15 protein-coding genes are annotated in these 15,043 nt (G+C 70.8%); 8 read left to right on the top strand and 7 right to left on the bottom strand.

Features of this window, described 5'->3' with window-relative positions:
* The first annotated feature begins 8 nt into the window (after nt 1–8).
* Nucleotides 9–824 (top strand): fibronectin type III domain-containing protein, encoded by an 816-nt coding sequence (locus O1Q96_RS29370; protein WP_269251030.1) that lies wholly within the window; start codon nt 9–11, stop codon nt 822–824.
* A 106-nt stretch (nt 825–930) separates the two neighbouring features.
* Nucleotides 931–1,608, top strand: coding sequence for an NUDIX domain-containing protein (locus O1Q96_RS29365; protein ID WP_269253765.1), 678 nt, complete (start codon nt 931–933; stop codon nt 1,606–1,608).
* Between the two features lie 74 nt (nt 1,609–1,682).
* Here the strand turns inward: O1Q96_RS29365 and O1Q96_RS29360 are convergent, their stop codons facing one another.
* The 5 genes from O1Q96_RS29360 to O1Q96_RS29340 all read right to left on the bottom strand — a co-directional run bounded on the left by O1Q96_RS29360 (nt 1,683) and on the right by O1Q96_RS29340 (nt 6,874).
* On the bottom strand, nt 1,683–2,477 hold the full coding sequence (locus O1Q96_RS29360) for a sulfite exporter TauE/SafE family protein (RefSeq protein ID WP_269251029.1): 795 nt from the start codon (nt 2,475–2,477) through the stop codon (nt 1,683–1,685).
* Nucleotides 2,478–2,696: 219 nt separating this feature from the next.
* On the bottom strand, nt 2,697–3,317 hold the full coding sequence (locus tag O1Q96_RS29355; RefSeq protein WP_269251028.1) for an L-threonylcarbamoyladenylate synthase: 621 nt from the start codon (nt 3,315–3,317) through the stop codon (nt 2,697–2,699).
* A 97-nt stretch (nt 3,318–3,414) separates the two neighbouring features.
* Nucleotides 3,415–4,818: a Si-specific NAD(P)(+) transhydrogenase gene (sthA, locus tag O1Q96_RS29350; RefSeq protein WP_269251027.1), complete on the bottom strand. Its 1,404-nt coding sequence runs from the start codon at nt 4,816–4,818 to the stop codon at nt 3,415–3,417.
* 147 nt (nt 4,819–4,965) lie between these two features.
* Nucleotides 4,966–5,640 (bottom strand): formylglycine-generating enzyme family protein, encoded by a 675-nt coding sequence (locus tag O1Q96_RS29345; RefSeq protein WP_269251026.1) that lies wholly within the window; start codon nt 5,638–5,640, stop codon nt 4,966–4,968.
* 73 nt (nt 5,641–5,713) lie between these two features.
* Nucleotides 5,714–6,874, bottom strand: coding sequence for a Gfo/Idh/MocA family protein (locus O1Q96_RS29340; RefSeq protein WP_269251025.1), 1,161 nt, complete (start codon nt 6,872–6,874; stop codon nt 5,714–5,716).
* 111 nt (nt 6,875–6,985) lie between these two features.
* Here O1Q96_RS29340 and O1Q96_RS29335 point away from each other — a divergent pair, with 111 nt between their 5' ends.
* A complete protein-coding gene (locus O1Q96_RS29335; RefSeq protein WP_269251024.1) occupies nt 6,986–8,050 on the top strand; it encodes a LacI family DNA-binding transcriptional regulator in 1,065 nt (354 codons plus the stop codon).
* Nucleotides 8,051–8,087: 37 nt separating this feature from the next.
* On the opposite strand, the gene O1Q96_RS29330 is transcribed toward O1Q96_RS29335, so the two are convergent.
* Together O1Q96_RS29330 and O1Q96_RS29325 are read right to left on the bottom strand one after the other, a co-directional pair.
* A complete protein-coding gene (locus tag O1Q96_RS29330) occupies nt 8,088–8,297 on the bottom strand; it encodes a heavy-metal-associated domain-containing protein (RefSeq protein ID WP_269251023.1) in 210 nt (69 codons plus the stop codon).
* A 267-nt stretch (nt 8,298–8,564) separates the two neighbouring features.
* Nucleotides 8,565–9,449 (bottom strand): STAS domain-containing protein, encoded by an 885-nt coding sequence (locus tag O1Q96_RS29325; protein WP_269251022.1) that lies wholly within the window; start codon nt 9,447–9,449, stop codon nt 8,565–8,567.
* 131 nt (nt 9,450–9,580) lie between these two features.
* Between O1Q96_RS29325 and O1Q96_RS29320 the strand changes: the two genes are divergently transcribed.
* From O1Q96_RS29320 to O1Q96_RS29300, 5 genes are all read left to right on the top strand, one after another.
* Nucleotides 9,581–9,952: a helix-turn-helix transcriptional regulator gene (locus O1Q96_RS29320; protein ID WP_269251021.1), complete on the top strand. Its 372-nt coding sequence runs from the start codon at nt 9,581–9,583 to the stop codon at nt 9,950–9,952.
* Between the two features lie 322 nt (nt 9,953–10,274).
* Nucleotides 10,275–11,159, top strand: a complete 885-nt coding sequence (locus O1Q96_RS29315) for an SDR family oxidoreductase (protein ID WP_269251020.1) — start codon at nt 10,275–10,277, stop codon at nt 11,157–11,159.
* 105 nt (nt 11,160–11,264) lie between these two features.
* Nucleotides 11,265–12,830, top strand: a complete 1,566-nt coding sequence (locus O1Q96_RS29310) for an FAD-dependent oxidoreductase (protein ID WP_269251019.1) — start codon at nt 11,265–11,267, stop codon at nt 12,828–12,830.
* A 156-nt stretch (nt 12,831–12,986) separates the two neighbouring features.
* Nucleotides 12,987–13,157 (top strand): hypothetical protein, encoded by a 171-nt coding sequence (locus O1Q96_RS29305; protein ID WP_269251018.1) that lies wholly within the window; start codon nt 12,987–12,989, stop codon nt 13,155–13,157.
* Nucleotides 13,158–13,359: 202 nt separating this feature from the next.
* Complete coding sequence (locus O1Q96_RS29300) at nt 13,360–15,009, top strand: MFS transporter (protein WP_269251017.1); 1,650 nt, start codon at nt 13,360–13,362, stop codon at nt 15,007–15,009.
* Nucleotides 15,010–15,043 lie beyond the last annotated feature (34 nt).

The following is a 15,043-nucleotide window of genomic DNA, read 5'->3' as shown; positions in this document are numbered from 1 at the left end:
CGGAACCCATGCGAGTCACCGCACGCGGAGCGGCGCCGGCCGCCCTTGCTCCTGCCCTGGTCCTTGTCCTGGGGCTGGTGCTGCCGGCCTGCGACGCGAGCCGGACCACGGACGGGAGCGGAGCCGCGGCCCGGGGCCCCGCCACCGACAGGCACCCCGAGACCGGCGAGGCCGACGCCGCCTCGAACGTCGTGCTCGGTGCCGAGCGCGCCTCGCCCACGGACATCGACCTGCACTGGCGGGGCGGCGGCTCCGGTTCGTCCGGCCACGTCCTCGAATTCGCCACGGACGACTCGGGTCCGTACACCGTCCTGCAGTACCTGCCGGCCGGGGTGACGAGCTACCGGCACCCCGACCTGATGCCCCGCACCACGTTCCACTACCGACTGCGGGCCGTTCTCGGCCCCGTTTCGAAACCCGTGAGCGTCACCCTGCCCGCGGGAGAGTTGACCGCGGCGGACGAGGACTCCAGCCACGACTGGCTCCCCGCGCGCACGGACCCTGAACGGACCGTCCCGGGCACACCACTGCGCCGCACGGGTGCCGGGGCGCCGACCGGATTCAAGGCCGTGGTCAAGCATGTGAACGGCATCCTCTTCACTTGGACTGACCACGCATCCGACGAGGAGGGGTTCCTGCTGGAGGCCCGCGTCCGGAAGGGCTCCGGGTACGCACCCGTCGCGGTCCTCGATCCCGACGTCAATTCCACCGGCCTGATCACCCTGCCCACCGAGAAACGGGGGTCGTACCGGGTCCGCGCCTTCACCCATGGCGCCCCCTCGAACGTGGTCCGGCTGGCCACCGGCGACTTCGCCGATCAATGACAGGCCTGACACGGGTGGGGCCAAGATGGTAGAAGCAGGGCATGACGACTGGTTCCACCCGCACGACCTCCGCCCTCACCTGGGCCCCTGCTCCGGCCGGTGCACGATGACCGCGGGCATCGACACCCCCGACCGCAGGGGCCGTACCGGACTCGACCGGGTCGGCCTGGACCTGACCGGAAACCCCCGGGTCAAGGTGCGGGACGTGACCCTGCTGTCCTGCCACTGGTACGTGGAGCGCACCACGACGTTCGACATCCAGCAGGCCGACGGCACCTGGTCCACCCAGGAGCGCGAGACGCACGACCGCGGCAACGGCGCGACCATCCTGCTGTACGACACCGAACGCGAAACCGTGCTGCTGACCCGGCAGTTCCGCTACCCCGCGTACGTCAACGGCCATCCCGACGGCATGCTCGTCGAGACGGCGGGGGGCCTGCTGGACGAGGACGACGAGCATCCGGAGGTGGCGGTACGGCGTGAGGCCATCGAGGAGACCGGACACACGGTCGGTGAGGTCCAGCGGGTCTTCGACGTCTACATGAGCCCGGGCTCGGTCACCGAGTGCCTGACCTTCTACGCGGCCTCCTACGGTCCGGCCACGCGGACCCACGAGGGCGGTGGGCTGGACGAGGAGGGCGAGGACATCGAAACCGTCGAACTGCCCTTCCGCCAGGCCCTGGGCATGATCCGCACCGGCGAGATCGCCGACGCGAAGACCATCATGCTGTTGCAGTGGGCGGCGCTGGAAGGACCGTTCAGCGCGGGCGCCTCAGCCGGGTAGGCGTACGTGGCGGTCGGGCGCCGTCCTTGAGGGGCGGCGCACCGAGCGCCAACGGTGCGGGGGCGGACAGGCGCTCAGCGGAGCAGCAGCTGGACGAGCGCGACGGTGCCGATCGTCACGATGAGGGCGCGCAGGACCACGGGGCTGAAACGGCGGCCGACCACCGCCCCGAGCTGCCCGCCGAGCGCGGAGCCCACGGCGATCAGTGCGACGGCCGTCCAGTCGAAGTCCGCGACGAAGAGGAAGAAGGTCGCGGCGACGGTGTTGACGACGGCGACGAGGACGTTCTTGACGGCCGTGAGGCGTTGCAGCGTCTCGTCCAGGAGCACCCCCATCAGGGACATGTAGATGATCCCCTGCGCTGCCGCGAAGTAGCCGCCGTAGACGCTCGCGAGGGCCAGGCCGACGAACAGCAGCGGGCCACCGTCGCCCCGGCCGGGGGCGCGGTCGTCCGGGCCCGGCGCACCGACGGTGGCCGACGCGCGGCGACGGCGCAGACGCCTGGTGATCAGCGGCTGGAACGCGACCAGCACGAGGGCGAGGCCCACCACGACCGGGACGATCTTCTCGAACGCCGACGCGGGCAGGGCCAGCAGGAGGGTGGCGCCCGTGAAGCCGCCCAGCAGGGCGCCGACGCCCAGTTTCAGGATGCGCCGCCGCTGGCCGCGCAGTTCCTTCCGGTAGCCGAAGGCGCCGCTGACGGCGCCGGGGACCAGACCGAGCGCGTTCGAGACCGTGGCGGTGACGGGCGACAGTCCGGTGGCGAGCAGCACGGGAAAGGTGATGAGGGTCCCGGACCCCACGACGGTGTTGACGCCACCCGCGCACACGCCCGCGACGAACACGGCAATGGCCTCCCACGGCGTCACGTGATGCCTCGCCGCGCACGGCCGCCGCCCGCGGACGGCCGGACACCACGGGCAGTACGGCGAAGAAGCCGGAGGGGGACGGTCATGGGACCCATGCTGTACGGCGAACGCTTCGGCGCTCCCCGACATGTCCCGGCCGCTTCCGCCCGGCCCCCGTGCGTCGGCCGCATGCCGAAGGCCGGGGCGGCTCCACCGTCAGCCGTATCGCTGGGCGACAGGTCATCCGAACCGCGAGACGTCGCCCGCTCCCTTGCGTACGATCTCGGCCTCGCCGCTGGAGAAGTCGATGACCGTCGTCGGCTCGGTGCCGCAGTCCCCGGAGTCGACCACCGCGTCCACGACATGGTCCAGCCGCTCCTTGATCTCCCAGCCCTGGGTCATCGGTTCCTCCTCGTCGGGCAGCAGGAGGGTGCTGGACAGGAGCGGCTCGCCGAGCTCTGCGAGCAGGGCCTGGGCGACCGTGTGGTCGGGGATGCGAACGCCGACCGTCTTCTTCTTCGGGTGGAGGAGCTTGCGCGGGACTTCCCTGGTCGCGGGAAGGATGAAGGTGTAACTGCCGGGCGTGGACGCCTTGATGGCCCGGAACACGTCGTTGTCGATGTGCACGAACTGGCCGAGCTGCGCGAAGTTCTGGCACACGAGCGTGAAGTGGTGACGGTCGTCGAGCCGGCGGATGGAGCGGATCCGGTCGATGCCGTCACGGCTGCCCAACTGGCATCCCAGCGCGAAGCAGGAGTCCGTGGGGTACACGACGAGCGCACCGTCACGGATGGAGTCGGCGACATGGGTGAGGGTTCGCTGCTGGGGATTCTCGGGATGAACGTCGAAGTACTTGGCCACCCGTCGAGCTTATGCTCTCGACTGCCGATGGGGACGCAGGTCCCCTGCGGGATCTGTGGGGCGCTGGTGAGAGTTCGGTACCCACCAGCGCCGCAGGTCAGTCCCTGAGCCGGTCGATCTGGCGGATCTTGTTGGTGGCGTCGAGCGCGGCGACCTTGTAGGACTCCGCGAGGGTCGGGTAGTTGAAGACGGCGTCGACGAGATAGTCGACCGTGCCGCCGCAGCCCATCACGGACTGACCGATGTGGATTAGCTCGGTGGCACCCGTGCCGAAGCAGTGCACGCCGAGCAGTTTCCGGTCGTCGGGGGAGACGAGCAGCTTGAGCATGCCGTGCGAGTCGCCGATGATCTGGCCCCGGGCCAGTTCGCGGTAGCGGGAGATGCCGACCTCGAAGGGCACGCGGTCCTCGGTGAGCTGGTCCTCGGTCCGCCCGATGAAGCTGATCTCCGGGATGGTGTAGATGCCGATCGGCTGGAGGTCGTGCATGCGGTTCACCGGCTCGCCGCACGCGTGGTACGCCGCCGTACGCCCCTGTTCCATCGAGGTCGCGGCGAGCGCCGGGAAGCCGATGACGTCACCGACGGCGTAGATGTGCGGCACTTCGGTGCGGTAGTGCTCGTCGACCGTGATCCGGCCGCGCCGGTCGGCGGACAGGCCGGCCTTGTCGAGGTCCAGTTCGTCGGTGAGGCCCTGCCGGCCCGCGGAGTACATCACGGCGTCGGCCGGGATCTTCTTGCCGCTCTCCAGGATGGTGAGCGTGCCCCGCGGATGGCGCTCGACCGCGGCGACCGTCTCGCCGAAGCGGAAGGTGACGGCGAGGTCCCTGAGGTGGTACTTGAGTGACTCGATCACCTCGACGTCGCAGAAGTCGAGCATCCCGGGGCGCTGTTCGACCACGGTGATCTTGCTGCCGAGGGCGGCGAACATGGAGGCGTACTCCATGCCGATCACGCCGGCCCCGACGATGACCATGGAGCGGGGCACGCGCTCCAGGTTGAGAACGTTGTCGGAGTCCAGGACGGTCCGCTCGTCGAACTCGACGGTGGCCGGCCTGGCAGGCCTCGTGCCGGTCGCGATGACGATCGTGTCCGCGCTGACCATCCGGTCGTGGCCGGTCACTTCGCGCAGTGCGACGGTGTGGTCGTCGACGAAGCGGCCGGTGCCGGCGAACAGCGAGACGTGGTTGCGGGACAGCTGGTTGCGGATGACGTCGACCTCGCGGCTGACCACGTGCTGGGTGCGCGCGGTCAGGTCGGCGACGGTGATGTCCTCCTTGAGCCGGTAGCTCTGGCCGTACAGGTCCCGCTGCGTGAGACCGGTGAGATAGAGGACCGCCTCGCGCAGCGTTTTCGAGGGGATGGTCCCGGTGTGGATGGAGACCCCGCCGACCATGTCGGGGCGGTCGACGACGGCGACCCGGCGGCCGAGCTTGGCCGCGGCGATGGCGGCCTTCTGGCCGCCCGGGCCGGATCCGATGACTAGCAAGTCGAAGTCGCGCACCTCCGGAGTCTGTCAGCCCGAGGCTGTCGCACGAAAGGGTGAACGGGGGTCAGTTGCCCCCGCGCACGCGAACCGGCCCGGCTCGTGGCGGAGCGGCCGCGGCCGCTCCGAGGCGCCGGGGCCGGGAACCCGTACCGGGCAGACGGATCAGCGCGCCACGGTACGGGCGACGCGGAACCCCACGTCGTCCACCTGGTAACTCGGGTGGCTGCGGCGCCGCGCGGACGCCCGGCAGCTCCAGTGCTCGTCGAACCACCCGCCGCCCCGCAGCACCCGGTAGGTGCCGTAGACCTCGGCGTCGTAGACGTCCCAGCACCAGTCCCAGACGTTGCCCAGCATGTCGTGCAGGCCCCAGGGATTGGGCCGCTTGCCGCCCACGTCGTGGACGCGTTCCTGGGAGTTGTCGCGGTACCAGGCGATCTCGTCGAGCGGCCCGTAACGCGGACCCGGCGTGCCGGCGCGGCAGCCGTGCTCCCACTCGGCCTCGGTGGGAAGCCGGTAGCCGTCGGCGGCCGTGTCCCAGTCGATGCCCTCGCCGTCGGCATGGATGGAGTAGGCGGGGGTCAGCCCTTCGCGCCGCGACAGGGCGTTGCAGAACCGGACCGCGTCCCACCAGGAGACACCCTCGACGGGCAGGCGGTCGCCGTCGGCGGCGCTCGGCCGCCCGCCCGTGACCCGTGCGTACAGCGCCTGCGTGACCGGGAAGGCCCCGAGCCGGTAGGGCGCGAGTTCGACGGACCAACTGCGCTGCGTCCGCCGGTCCGACAGCGTGACCTGCCCCGGCGGCACAGCGATCATCTCGTTCACCGCACGTGTGTCCATGAGCAGGCAATCCTACTGACGATCACGCAGGCCCGCGGCTCGTGGTGGCACGTACCGCGCGACTATGCCAAACTCATCCGCCCGCCGGACTCACCCAGATGCCCTGCTCGGCGGAGCGTGCCATGGCGTCCAGGGCGGCCGCGCTGTGGACGGCGTCGTCCAGGGTGGCGCCGTAGGGGGTGCCCTCGGCGACCGAGCGCAGGAAGTTGTACGCCTCGATGACCTTGAGGTCGTCGTAGCCCATGCTGTTGGCCGCGCCCGGCTGGAAGGCGCTGTACTCGCCGTGTCCGGGGCCGACGTACAGGGTGCTGACCGGCTGGTCCTGGTACGACGTACCGCGGCTGACGCCCAGTTCACCCATACGACGGAAGTCCCAGGAGACCGCGCCCCTGGTGCCGTGGATCTCGAAGCCGTAGTTGTTCTGTTCGCCGACCGAGACCCGGGAGGCCTCCAGGACCCCGCGGGCGCCGGAGGCGAAGCGCAGCAGGCAGGACACGTAGTCCTCGTTCTCGACCGGGCCCAACTCGCCGCTGGTGGAGCGGGTGTGACCGGCCGTGGCGCCGGTGGGCCGGGCCCGTTCGGGAACGAAGACGGCCGTGTCGGCGGTCAGTGACGCGATCTCGCCGAGCAGGAAGCGAGCCAGGTCCACGCCGTGCGAGGCGAGGTCGCCCAGCACTCCGCTGCCTCCGCGCTCCCGCTCGTACCGCCAGGTCAGGGCGCCCTCGGGGTGGGCGGCGTAGTCGCTGAAGAGGCGGATGCGGACGTGCGTGACCGTGCCGATCTCCCCGGCGGCGACCAGCTCGCGTGCGGCCGCGACGGCAGGCGCGTTGCGGTAGTTGAAGCCGACCGTGCCCTGGACACCGGCCTTGGTGACGGCGTCCGCGACGGCCCGCGCGTCCTGGGCCGTGAGGCCGACCGGCTTCTCGATCCACAGGTGCTTGCCCGCCTCGGCCATGGCGACGCCGATCTCACGGTGCAGGAAGTTGGGGGCGGCGACGCTCACGGCCTGGACCCGGGGGTCGGCGGCGACCTCCCGCCAGTCCCGGGCGGCCGTGGCGAAGCCGTACTGCTCGGTGGCCTCCTCGGCGCGGCCGGGTACCTCGTCGGCGACGGCGATCAGTTCGGGCCGTACGGCAAGTCCCGGGAAGTGGTGCGGCACGCGTGCGTACGCCTGGGTGTGCACCCGCCCCATCCAGCCGAACCCCACGACGGCGACGCCGAGCGTACTTCCCATGACTGTCCTTCTTTGGATCGGTCCAGAACCATTCCGGCTCACACTGGAGTCCGTAACACCAGGTGTCAACCCCTTTGACTAAGCGGTGGACTCTGTGGAACGGTCCATTTCATGAGACCACCGACGATCCGTGATGTCGCCGACCGGGCCGGAGTGTCGAAATCCCTGGTCTCGCTCGTGCTGCGGGGTTCCGACCGGGTCCGCCCCGAGAAACGGCAGGCCGTGCTGGCCGCCGTCGAGGAGCTCGGCTACCGGCCCAACGCCGCCGCCCGCAGCCTCAGCGAGCGGCGCGCACACCCCGAGGCCCTCGATCACGCCCGCTCAGGGGGCACCCCCATGGTGGGCGTGCTCCTGAACGACATGCGCAACCCCTGGTTCGTGGAGCTGCTGGACGGCCTGAACTCCGTGCTGGACGCCCGCGGCCTGCACATGCTGCTGGCCGACGGCCACCTGAACCGGCGGCTCGGCGAGGACCTCACCCGCACGTTCACGCACCTGCGGGTCGACGGCCTCGTCGCGGTCGGGACGCTGCCCGGTCCCGAGGCGCTGCGCACGGCGGCAGGGCAGTTGCCGACCGTCGTCGCGGGTGCCCGTGAGCCGGTGCTGCCCCGCGCGGACATCGTCGCCAACGACGACGAGTACGGTGCCCGTCTCGCCACCGAACACCTCATCGGGCTCGGTCACCGGCGCATCGCCCACATCGCCGGGCAGGGGATGGTCGGCGAACTGCGTCGCCGCAGCTTCGAGACCGTGATGCGTGAGCACGGACTGGCCGACTCCGCGGTCGTGGAACAGGGCGACCTGACCGAGGAGGGCGGTTACCGGGCCACGGTCCGCCTGCTCAGCGCACCTCGGCGGCCCACTGCCGTGTTCGCCTTCAACGACATCGCCTGCGTCGGCGCGCTGTCGGCCGCCGAGGAGCTCGGACTGCGGGTGCCGCGGGACATCTCCCTCGTCGGTTACGACAACACCTACCTCGCCCGGCTGCGGCACCTCTGGCTCACCACCGTGGACAGCGCGGGCCACGACGTCGGCCGCCGTGCCGCGCAGTGCCTGCTCGAACGGATCGCCGACCCGGCCCGGCCCGCCCAGGTCGTCCTCACCGCGCCCATCCTCGAAGTGCGCGGCACGACCGCGGCACCGCCGGGACCGGGCGCCGACCGACGGCCGTCCTGACCGGTGCCCGAGGCCCGAAGCCGTACAGGGCCGCGGGTCAGAGCACGGCGGCGACCTCGAAACCGGCGTCCGCGATGGCGGCGCAGACCTTCGAACCGTCGAACGCCTCACCGGTCACGGTCACCGACCCGGTGCCGACGTCGATTCCCACGCGGTCCACCCCGACGACTCCGCCGATCCGCGATTCGAGCGTGTCGGCACAGCGGTCACAGGTCATACCTGTGACGTGGTAGCGCTGTTCGGTCATCGTGCCTCGTCTCTTCCCGGCGGGCGCGCCCGCACCGTGGAGCGGTGCCGCGAAGTCATACGCGCCTGCGGACAGAGACGTTCAGTACGGTCCTGCACGGTCAGTACGGTCCTGCACGGTCGGCGTGGCCGGATCGGGGCCGGGGCCGGGGCCGGGGTCGGGGCTCGCGGTGAGTTGGCCGTTCGCGGCCGTCATGTTCGGCGGACCGGAGAACCTGTCCACGTACATGCCCGCGGCGACGAGGCCGGCGCGCTTCCTGTGCCGGGTTCACGGCTCCGTTTCCCGTGACAGGTCCCCGGGCTCCACGGGCGTGACCTGCAAGGTCGGCTCGGCGGTACCGGCGTCGGTGGCGTCGGCGGCTGTGGACCGGGAGGTCACCCGGTCGGCGACCGCCGCGGACAGCTGTTGCCGCAGGGAGTCGGGCAGCGGCTCGCCCTGGACGGCTGCCACTGTGCCCTCGGCGAGGTGGTGCAGTTTGATGTTGGCGTTCTGGGAGACCGTGACCAGGACGCTCCACGCGTCCTCGGGACTCAGGCCGAAGGAGGCCATCAGGACCCCGCGGGCCAGGTCGATGACCGGCCGTGTCTGCATGGCGCGCTTCAGCTGGACGACTTCGACGCGCAGATCCTGCTCCGCGTCGGCAGTTTCGACGGCGTCGATGGCGTCGTCGGACAACGGACTCTCCTCGGTGGTGCTGTGCGTCGCGCCGGGCCGCGGGTCCTGATCCCGGACTTCCTTGTCCGAGCCCGCAACGGAGGCGGGCGCGAACAGTGACGATGTGTCCGTGAGGGTGAGCAGCCGCTCGACGGCGGGGCCCGCGGACCGGATCACGACCGTCTTGCCGTCCGCCAGCGCGCGTCGGCGGACGTGCAGCAGGACGTTGAGGCCGGAGCAGTCGCAGAAGTCGACCCCGGTGAGGTCGAGATCCACGCCGCGGACCGATTCGGTGAGGGCCGCGCGCAGGGCGTGCTGCAGGTACGGGTAGGTGTCGATGTCCACTTCGCCGGTCGCCGTGAGGGTCATCCGCTCACCGGCGGCGTGGGCTTCGACCTGCAGAGAGGCCGCCGGGTGACCCCTCGCGGTGCGGGGCGGCTCCGCGCAGGCGGCGGCGTACCAGCCCCCCAGCTGCGCAGAAAGCACTGGTTCCGACATGGCAGCCGCTCCCCGGACATCCGCCTTCACTACTCCTCCAGATTCCGCACTCCACCTTCGCACGTCAAGTGATACATGAAAAGTCTTTCACCCTTTTGATTGCGTGAATGACAGGTCGTATGCTGTCCGCCATGGGTGGAGTACCTGAGACACATTCCGGCTGGACGTTCCTCACCAATCACGCCCGGGTGCTGGCCGCGATCGCCGAAGACCAGAACACCCGCATCCGGGACATCGCAGCGCGCTGCCGACTGACCGAGCGTGCCGTTCAGAAGATCATTTCTGATCTGGAGCAGGGCGGCTATCTCACGCACACCCGGCAAGGGCGCACAAACGAGTACCGCATCGAGCCGGGGACGATCCTGCGTCACCCGGCCGACGCCGGTCTCACCGTCTCGGACCTGCTGTCGGTGCTCGCTCAGCACGACGCCCAGCGGGACGCGACACCTCAGTGGCTGCGGACGGCGAACGTGCAGGAGCAGGGCTCCCCGGTCGACCAGTGACGTCGCCGGTGCTGTCGGCACTCCGGCGCCCCGCGGCGGCGACATCCGCACCCGGACAGGTACAGGACCGTGTGTGGTTCCACCCGTACGGGGGACTGGCAGGGGTGGCGGAGACGCGACCCGCACGCGATCAGGGGACGAGACAGGCCCGGTGCCGGTTCCCCGGGGGTGCCCGGCCTTCGACGACGCCCGGCCCTTCGCAGGCGGCGGGACGCTACAGCGCCCTCCACGTCGCTCGGGTGACGAGGAGGGCCGCGCCGCGCCGAGTGTGGGGCCTCCGCCGAAGACGGCACTTGTGCGAGGAGCCAGAAAGGCGGCACCCATGAAGGACACCGGTCGGCGCGACCCCGTGGAACAGCACCCCCGGCCCGACTTCCCGCAGCAGGACCAGCAGCATCCCGGATGGACCGGCCCGATGGATCCGCCACCGGACCACGGCGAGGAGTCCTACCGGGGAAGCGGTCTGCTCACGGACAGGAAGACGGTCCTGACCGGCGGGGACTCCGGCATCGGCCGGGCCGTGGCCGTGGCGTACGCACGAGAGGGCGCGGACGTCCTCTTCACCCACCTGCCCGAGGAGGCGGACGAGGCCCGCGAGACCGCACGGCTGGTTGAGGAGGCGGGCCGCAAGGCGATCGCGGTGCCCTGCGACATCCGCGAGGAGGAGCAGTGCCGTCGGCTCGTCGAACGCGCGGTCGGGGAGTTCGGACACATCGACGTCCTCGTCAACAACGCCGCGTACCAGATGGCACAGCCCGACGGCATCGGAGCCATCTCCACCGAGCAGTTCGACCGTGTGATGCGCACGAACCTCTACGGCATGTTCTGGCTGTGCAAGCTGGCCCTGCCGCACATCCCGGCGGGCGGCTCGGTCATCAACACCACGTCCGTCCAGGCGTACAAGCCGAGTCCGCAGCTTCTCGACTACGCCATGACCAAGGGCGCGATCGTGACGTTCACGCAGGGGCTGGCGCAGATGGTCGCCCCCGACGGCATCCGCGTCAACGCAGTGGCACCCGGACCCGTCTGGACGCCGCTGATCCCCGCGACGCTGCCGGACACCGCCGAGTTCGGGAAACAGTCGCCCATGGGCCGGCCGGCCCAGCCCGCCGAGATGGCACCTGCCTTCGTCTTCCTCGCCTCCCAGGGGGCGAGCTTCATCACCGCGGAGGTCGTGAACGCCACGGGCGGTACGCCTCTGCCCTGACGGAGTCCGGACCGGTGGGGAAGGACCGGCCCCGGGACAGGCTCCTTCCCCACGGCCACCGTGGGCGTGGTGCTTCGCCGGACGAGCAGGGGGAACTCGGGGCCCATGACTGAGCACACAGGCGATCAGACGTCGTACTGGATCGAGACGGCACCCCCGGGAATCCTGCACGCACCCCTGGCCGCCGACCTCACGGTGGACGTCGCCGTGGTCGGTGGCGGCATCGCGGGCCTCAGCACGGCCCGGGAGCTGGCCCGCACCGGCCGCACCGTGGCGGTCCTGGAGGCCGACCGGATCGCGACGGGGGTCACAGGGCACACCACAGCCAAACTGAGCGCCCTGCACACCCTCGTCTACGAAGGGCTGCGGCGTACCAGGGGCGCCGAGGCCGCGAAGCTGTACGCGCGCTCCCAGTCCGAGGCGATCCGCCACGCGGCGGCGATCGTGGACGAGCTGGGCATCGACTGCGACTGGGAGGACACGGAGGCCTTCACCTACACCCAGGACCCCGAGAGGGCCGGGGAACTGAAGGCGGAGGCGGACGCCGCCCGCGAAGCCGGGCTGCCCGCCGACTACGTGACCGGAACCGACCTGCCGTTCCCCGTCGTGGGCGCCGTCCGGGTGTCGGAGCAGGCCCAGTTCCACCCGCGGAAGTACCTGCTGGCTCTCGCCGACGACCTGCTCCGGCACGGAGGGAGCATCCACGAGCACACCAGGGTCATCGGCCTCAAGGAGGGCGAACCGTGCCGCCTCACCACCGAGGCGGGGCCGACGGTCACCGCCAGGGACGTGGTGGTCGCCACGCACTACCCGGTCTTCGACCGGGCGCTGCTGTTCACCCGGCTCTCCCCGCGCCGCGAACTCGTGCTGACCGCCCCCGTCGCGGCCGAGCTCGCACCGCACGGCATGTACATCACCCCGGAACACGGCACCCGCTCGCTGCGCACCGCGCCGTACACGGACGGCCAACGGCTGCTCATCGTCACCGGGGAGCACTTCACCCCGGGCACGACCGACGTCGAGGAACGGTTCGCGCGGCTCGCCGACTGGGCCACAGAACACTTCGGGCCGCTCACCTTCACGCATCGCTGGGCGACACAGGACAACGACTCCACCGACTCCGTGCCGCTGGTCGGCCCGTTCCACGTGGGCAGCCGGCACACCTACGTCGCGACCGGCTTCGGCGGCTGGGGCATGAGCGGCGGCATCATGGCGGGACGGCTCCTGTCGGACCTGATCGCCGGCCGGAATCCGCCGTGGAGCGAGCTGTACGACCCCCGGCGGGTGCGCACGGCCGTGCGCGAGGCCCCGGCCTTCCTCAAGCACCAGGCCCAGGTGGCCCGGCACTTCGTCGGGGACCGGCTGCCGCCCACGTCGGGCTCGGTGGGCGACCTCGCCCCGGGCGACGGCGCACTCGTCCGTATCGACGGCCGGCGCTGCGCCGCCTACCGCGACGAGGACGGAGAGCTCCACGCCGTCTCCGCCCGCTGTACGCACCTGGGCTGCCTGGTCGCCTTCAACCGCGCGGAACGAGCCTGGGAGTGCCCCTGCCACGGCTCCCGCTTCGACCCGGACGGCCGGATCCTCCAGGGGCCCGCCACCCAGCCCCTCGAACAACGTGACGTGACCGGCGCCGACACGTCGGCGGACCCGTCCGCGGAACGTCCCTGAGACTCGCCCGGTTCCGCCCCGGGAGGGCGGGGCCGGTCCCGGCGGGGTTTCCCGACGCCGCCGCAGGGGACTCGGCGAAGGAGGCCGAGAGACGGCAGCAACGTGACGCAGACCCGGCCCCGGGCGGGGCAGGACGCAGAAGGAAGATGAGGAGTCGTGACCGCGTACGGCAGCACCCAGGACACCGTTCGTCGCCCCGAGACAGGCTGGGCGCAAGCCCGCCGCCGTGACAACGGCGTGCGCATCTGCCTCCCGGCGATAGCCGACAGGGATCCGAGCCGCACTCCCGCGGAGCCGGAGGGCAACATCGTGAGGGGCGAGGACTGAGCGCGTTCTGCCCGACGAGACCCGACCGCGACGACCACCCACGGGGACAGACCGGAGCCGGAGAGACAGTCGACTGCCTCTCCGGCCTTTCGCATGCCCGTCCACGGCCCGGATGATCGACTGGTGAGGAGTCGAGCCCAGGGCTAACGTCGGTCTAGCGAACGTCGGGGCCCAGACGCCGTCAGGCACAGAGGTCAATCCCATGACTGGAACTCACGCGACATCTTCCGGCACTGCCAAGTCCCCGGAGCGGGGCCGCGGGAGTGGCATCGCACTCCTCGTCATCGCCTCGTGCCAGCTGATGGTGGTCCTCGACATCACCATCGTGAACATCGCCCTCCCGCACATCCAGAGCTCGCTCGGGTTCTCGACCGAGAACCTGTCGTGGGTGATCAACGCCTACACGCTGACGTTCGGCGGTCTGCTCCTGCTCGGCGGACGACTGGGAGACGTCCTCGGCCGCCGCAGGGTCTTCATCTTCGGCGTCCTGCTCTTCGTGCTGGCCTCGCTGCTCGGCGGACTCTCCCAGGAGTCCTGGCAGTTGCTCGCGGCGCGCTCACTGCAGGGTGTCGGCGGTGCCATCGCCTCGCCGACGGCCCTGTCCCTGATCACCACGACATTCCGTGAAGGGCCCGAGCGGAACAGGGCGTTCGGCGTGTTCGCCGCGGTCTCGGCCGGCGGCAGCGCGATCGGCCTGCTCGCGGGCGGGCTGCTCGTCGAGTGGCTCGACTGGCGCTGGGTCCTCTACGTCAACGTCCCCATCGGCCTGCTGATCGCGCTCGCGACCCCCCGCTACATCCGGGAGTCCGCACGCATGCCGGGGCACTTCGACATCCTCGGCGCGCTCACCTCCACCGCGGGCATGGTCCTGCTCGTCTACGGGTTCATCCGCGCCTCGGAGGAGGGCTGGAGCGACGGCCTGACCATCGCCGCCTTCCTGGCGGCCGTCGTGTTCCTCGCCGCGTTCATCGTCGTCGAACGCCGCTCGAAGCAGCCCATCACACCCCTGTGGATGTTCCGCGACCGCAACCGCGCCGGTGTGTACGCGATCATGCTCAGCCTGGCCGCCGCGATGTTCGGCATGTTCTTCTTCCTGACGCTCTTCGTGCAGAACATCCTCGGCTTCAGTCCGCTGCGGGCCGGACTCGCCTTCCTTCCGGTCAGCGCGATCATCGCCCTGGGCGCGGGAGTCGCCTCCCAACTCCTGCCCAGATGGGGGCCCAAGCCGTTCATGACGGTCGGTGCCGTCCTGTCCGCGATCGGACTGGGCTGGCTGACACTGACCGAGGTCGACAGCACGTACGCGGGCAGCATTCTCGGGCCCATGCTCGTCTTCGGCTTCGGCATGGGCCTGAACTTCGTGTCACTGACGCTGATGGCGGTGTCCGGCGTGGCGCCGCAGGACGCCGGAGCGGCCTCCGGAATCCTCAACGCCACCCAGCAGGTGGGCGGTTCGCTCGGCCTGTCCGTACTGGTCACCGTCTTCGGCACGGCCAGCCGCAACGAAGCCACCGACCAGGTCCGCCAGTTCATGGCGGAGGCGACCCCGGCCCAGCGCCTCGAGTTCCGCAGAACCGGCGCGCTGCCGGCGCCATGGAGCGACCAGGTACTGACGTCGGGCATTTCGAGCTCCTTCGTCGTCGCCGCGGTCTTCGCCGTCGCGGCGGCCCTGATCGCCCTGCTCGTCATCCAGGTACGCCCCGACGACCTGGAACGTCTCCAGGGAAACGGCGCCCTGTCCGCCGTACCCGCGCCGGACGGCCCGCAGGCCACGCCGGCCGAGGGCGGCAAGACGGCACCGGATACGTCGGAGACCCGCGAGGGCCCGGGTCCTCCACCCGCTCACGACTGAACCCCGCGCGTCGATCCAGGCCGTGCCGGCCGCG

This window comes from Streptomyces aurantiacus (assembly GCF_027107535.1).
In the GTDB taxonomy this organism is placed as follows: domain Bacteria; phylum Actinomycetota; class Actinomycetes; order Streptomycetales; family Streptomycetaceae; genus Streptomyces.
This window is presented reverse-complemented; position numbering and strand designations above follow the sequence as displayed.

What these genes read in the sequence shown, in the direction of transcription:
- O1Q96_RS29340 (WP_269251025.1), bottom strand. Translation starts at nt 6,874, where the DNA reads ATGGGAAGTACGCTCGGCGTCGCCGTCGTGGGGTTCGGCTGGATGGGG.
- O1Q96_RS29330 (WP_269251023.1), bottom strand. Translation starts at nt 8,297, where the DNA reads ATGACCGAACAGCGCTACCACGTCACAGGTATGACCTGTGACCGCTGT.
- O1Q96_RS29345 (WP_269251026.1), bottom strand. Translation starts at nt 5,640, where the DNA reads ATGGACACACGTGCGGTGAACGAGATGATCGCTGTGCCGCCGGGGCAG.
- O1Q96_RS29310 (WP_269251019.1), top strand. Translation starts at nt 11,265, where the DNA reads ATGACTGAGCACACAGGCGATCAGACGTCGTACTGGATCGAGACGGCA.
- O1Q96_RS29365 (WP_269253765.1), top strand. Translation starts at nt 931, where the DNA reads ATGACCGCGGGCATCGACACCCCCGACCGCAGGGGCCGTACCGGACTC.
- O1Q96_RS29320 (WP_269251021.1), top strand. Translation starts at nt 9,581, where the DNA reads ATGGGTGGAGTACCTGAGACACATTCCGGCTGGACGTTCCTCACCAAT.
- O1Q96_RS29315 (WP_269251020.1), top strand. Translation starts at nt 10,275, where the DNA reads ATGAAGGACACCGGTCGGCGCGACCCCGTGGAACAGCACCCCCGGCCC.
- O1Q96_RS29300 (WP_269251017.1), top strand. Translation starts at nt 13,360, where the DNA reads ATGACTGGAACTCACGCGACATCTTCCGGCACTGCCAAGTCCCCGGAG.
- O1Q96_RS29335 (WP_269251024.1), top strand. Translation starts at nt 6,986, where the DNA reads ATGAGACCACCGACGATCCGTGATGTCGCCGACCGGGCCGGAGTGTCG.
- O1Q96_RS29370 (WP_269251030.1), top strand. Translation starts at nt 9, where the DNA reads ATGCGAGTCACCGCACGCGGAGCGGCGCCGGCCGCCCTTGCTCCTGCC.
- O1Q96_RS29325 (WP_269251022.1), bottom strand. Translation starts at nt 9,449, where the DNA reads ATGTCGGAACCAGTGCTTTCTGCGCAGCTGGGGGGCTGGTACGCCGCC.